The 3,939-nt window shown below is 63.0% G+C and carries 4 protein-coding genes and 1 pseudogene; 3 read left to right on the top strand and 2 right to left on the bottom strand.

All coding sequences use genetic code 11. The annotated features are described in order from the left end of the window. Positions 1-449, top strand: a pseudogene (locus tag EOA24_RS41910) (hypothetical protein); the annotation flags it as partial. Positions 450-482: 33 nt separating this feature from the next. Here EOA24_RS41910 and EOA24_RS29820 read toward each other — a convergent pair. After that, positions 483-1,910: a hypothetical protein gene (locus EOA24_RS29820; RefSeq protein WP_126078115.1), complete on the bottom strand. Its 1,428-nt coding sequence runs from the start codon at positions 1,908-1,910 to the stop codon at positions 483-485. Positions 1,911-2,342: 432 nt separating this feature from the next. Beyond that, on the bottom strand, positions 2,343-2,690 hold the full coding sequence (locus tag EOA24_RS29815) for a hypothetical protein (protein ID WP_126078116.1): 348 nt from the start codon (positions 2,688-2,690) through the stop codon (positions 2,343-2,345). A gap of 328 nt (positions 2,691-3,018) precedes the next feature. On the opposite strand from EOA24_RS29815, the gene groES reads away from it, so the two are divergent. After that, positions 3,019-3,333 (top strand): co-chaperone GroES, encoded by a 315-nt coding sequence (gene groES / locus EOA24_RS29810; protein ID WP_126078117.1) that lies wholly within the window; start codon positions 3,019-3,021, stop codon positions 3,331-3,333. A gap of 61 nt (positions 3,334-3,394) precedes the next feature. Further along, positions 3,395-3,939: TCP-1/cpn60 chaperonin family protein (locus EOA24_RS29805; RefSeq protein WP_281059908.1), on the top strand; the 545-nt coding region annotated here is incomplete at its 3' end.

Genomic DNA, 3,939 nt, shown 5'->3' with positions numbered 1-3,939 from the left:
TCTACACCCAGGCCATCGGCAGCGACGCCGCCTTCTCCGGCACGCTCGACTTTCCGCTGAAGAAGCCCGACGGCGCCGACATGGTGGTGGCCCGGCTCGGCGGCTGGACGCAGGATGTCGGGCCGATCTACGAGCAGCATGTCGTGGTGGCGGTGGTCAAAGGTGACCGAGCGCTGATCGCCGAGGCGCCCGCCTCCCCCGCCGTGCCGAAGATCGCGGCCTGCGATTCGATCTGGGCAGCCGCCGACGCCGCCGCGCAGAAAGCCCAGCAGGGCAACGAGGGCTCGGACCAGGACGACTCGCAGGCTTCCGATCCCGCCAACGCCGCCTGGGAAAAGGGCGATGCCGACTACCGCGCCTGCATGGCTGAGCGTCTGCCCGGCGATCCGTCCTTCCCGGCGCTGCTCAAGCAAGCTCAGGACCTTGCCGACGGCATGACGGGCAAGTAGCCCGCCACAGCAGTTCCAGGCGCGGCGGTTTTCTCAGCCCGCGTTGGCTCGCAAGTTCCGCCGCGGAACACGCCGCGCGGCCGGGCGCGCTGCTTCCGCGATGATCCCGTTGGCCTGAGGCGCGGCATCCTTGCGCGACCTTGCGTCGGTCACCCGATGCAGCCGCTCGTAAGGCAGCAATTCCCGGATGCGCGCATTGAGCGCTTCGACCTCGGCGTGCAGATCCTCGCATTCCTGCTTCTGGATATCGAGCTGGATCTGCTCGGACGCCTGCTGCAACGAAAGCTGTGAGAGATTGGTGCTGACCTCCGACAAATTCTTCTTGTCGGCTTCGCTCTCTTCCCTGAGAACGGCGAGCCTTTCCTCGGCGATCTGGCGTTCGGTGACGGCATCGTTCAACTGCCCCTTGAGCCTGGTGATTTCGGCCGAGGCTTCGCCATTGTCGGTCGAGACCTTGTCCAGGCGCGACTGCAGTTCCTGCATTTCGGCGCGCAAACCACGCATCTCGGCCTGGCTGCGCGCCAATTCGGCGGCGCTGTCGCTTTCGGCGATCCGCGCCGCCTCGGCTGTTTCGGCGAGCCTGGCCTGGGTTGCCTCCAGCGCCTTCTGCAGCCGGGTTTCTTCCTTTTCGTGATTGCCGATCTGAGCCATCAGCTCGGCAATATGGGCGGTTTCGCTGGCGTGGGTTGCCGCGAACTCGTCGAACTTGTGGCGGGCCTCAGCCTCGCGTCTTTGCGCTTGCTCCAGGTCGACCGTGAGGCCGACCTGCTTCTCGCGCAGCAGCTTGTTCTCGGCGCCGCGCCTGTCGACTTCGACGGTCTTAGCGGTCAAGGCTTTGACGATCTCACCGAACTCCGTCTCGCGCCTGGCGTTCTCATTGCTCATCTCCACCAGTTCCAGGCGCACGGCCGCCAGCGCCGAGCGCAACTGCTCGCGGTCCTGGACGAGGCTCGCCTCGCGCTGTTGCCAGGCCTCGGCCGCGCCGTCGCGCTCGCGCTGCTTGCGGGCGGCGTCAAGCAATTGTTCCGAAAGCGTTTTGTGTTCGGCGGTAAGAGCGAGATTTGCCAGCTCCAGCTCGTTGGAGCGCAACACGTCGCGATGGAAGACGTTGAGGACCTCGCGCGTCATGTGATGCGCGGTGGCGATCTCCGCCAGCTTCGCCTCGATCTCCTGCAGATGGCCCTGCCCATCGCGGAAAAGCCCGGCGACGGCCTCCAGCGCGGCGAGCCGCGTCTGGGTATGGGGCGTCAACCGCGATGGCGCTGCCTCGGGCTGCTGTTCTTCGGGCGGCGGATTCTCGTCGCTTGCCACGAGTTCCTGACCGGCAGCGGCATCGTCTCCCGACGGCGGTTGTTCATCATCCTTCAGAACGTCCTCGAATGCTTCCGCCAGATCCGATTGGAGTTCCTGAAATTCCTTATCGACGTCCTCGGCCCGCTTGATCAGAGACTTGAAATTCATCACCACACATCCCTTACTCACGCCCCACGCGTACTTAATGAATTGCTAATCTAGCCCTTTACCTTCCTTTCGGGAAGCCTATGCAACCGAAACCGAAATTAAGGTTATCGCCGGTCGCAACTTATGCGGAACCGCTGCCAGGTGATCCGTCTGCCGGGCATAACATATGTTAACTTCATCTCTCGATGGATGCTGAAATTCGCCGCTGTAAAAGGGAGAAGGCACCGAGCTGCTTGGCATCATTCATCGAGCCGCTTGGCATCATTCATATGGCGGATACGAAGACTTTGCGACGGAACAGAGAAGCTCGGTTGGTGTGGATCTTCTCTATGCGGGCGCCCCCGATCGACCGCCCAAGACCAGCGTTGCGCGAGCGTCCGACTGCTGCAAGCGGATTTCCGCGCTGACCGCGTTCACCATTGTCTTCCGCCCTCACGCGCTCAGCCGGTAGACCAGCTGCCGGTGGTCGTCATCGGCAGGGCCGCTGGGCGGCGGGACGGTTGCGTCGAGCCGGCGCAGCGCATCCATGATGTCGTCGAAAGAGACCGGCCGCTCGGCGCCCGGCGGCTGGCGCAGCGCCGGCATCGATTCCACGGCGCAGGCGTCGGACGCCCAGGACGAAAGGATCGCCCGCTTTTCCCATATGTCGAGCGAGCCGTCCTCCAGCACATCCCGCGGGTGCTGAAAATGGCTGGCCGGCGACAGCAGCCGGTCGAGCGAAAGGTCTGATATTTCGGGAGCAAGGGAAGGAATGATCGGCGAGAGCGTCTGTCGGTCCATTTCTGTCCTCCGTCTCCAAAAACTCCTTGGTTCGGGTTCCAAATTTCTCAGCGGTCCGGCGCTGCCGGGCGCCGATAATCTTGTTCAGCTCAATCGCGAATTCAAGCCTTTCCTTTGTCGGAGCGACCCAATTTACCTCATGTTTTCAGCACGCTAGCACTCGACGATCGAGAGTGCCAAAATTTTTTTGGCACCCCCTTGAAAGTAGAAGAAGGCAAAATTAGCTCGACATGCGCGCGACGCCGAAAGGGTCGCGAGCCCCGCTCCGGTCCTCCCGGTCCGGAGCGGAGGGACCTCTCGCAATCCGTTTGTCCTGAAGGAGAACGATATGACGTTCCGTCCACTGCATGACCGCGTGCTCGTCCGCCGCATCGAGGCCGAAGAGAAGACGGCCGGCGGCATCATCATCCCCGACACCGCCAAGGAAAAGCCGCAGGAAGGCGAAGTCATCGCCGTCGGCCCGGGCGCCCGCGACGAGAGCGGCAAGCTCGTGGCCCTCGACGTGAAGGTCGGCGACCGCATCCTGTTCGGCAAGTGGTCGGGCACCGAGATCAAGCTCAACGGCGAGGATCTGCTCATCATGAAGGAAAGCGACGTGATGGGCGTGATCGAGCAGGCCGCGACGCTGAAGAAAGCCGCCTGACCGGGGCTTCGACCGAACCGCAACCCAGTCAATGAAAGCTGCCTAGACAAGGAGTGATCCAATGGCCGCCAAGGAAGTCAAATTCCATTCCGACGCCCGTGAGCGCATGCTGCGCGGTGTCAACATCCTCGCCGACGCGGTGAAGGTGACGCTTGGTCCCAAGGGCCGCAACGTCGTCATCGACAAGTCGTTCGGCGCCCCGCGCATCACCAAGGACGGCGTCACCGTCGCCAAGGAGATCGAGCTTGAGGACAAGTTCGAGAATATGGGCGCCCAGATGGTCCGCGAAGTCGCCTCGAAGACCAACGACCTCGCCGGCGACGGCACCACGACTGCCACCGTGCTTGCCCAAGCGATCGTTCGCGAAGGCGCCAAGGCGGTCGCCTCGGGCATGAACCCGATGGATCTAAAACGCGGCATCGACAAATCGGTGGATGCGGTGGTCGCCGAACTCAAGACCAATGCGCGCAAGATCACCAGAAACGACGAGATCGCCCAGGTCGGCACCATCTCGGCCAATGGCGATGCCGAGATCGGACGTTTCCTGGCCGAGGCTATGGAAAAGGTCGGCAACGAAGGCGTCATCACCGTCGAGGAAGCCAAGAC

It is taken from the genome of Mesorhizobium sp. M2A.F.Ca.ET.039.01.1.1, from assembly GCF_003998035.1.
Classification (GTDB): domain Bacteria; phylum Pseudomonadota; class Alphaproteobacteria; order Rhizobiales; family Rhizobiaceae; genus Mesorhizobium.
The sequence above is the reverse complement of the archived record's forward strand: the minus strand, read 5'-3'. Positions and strand labels throughout refer to the sequence as shown.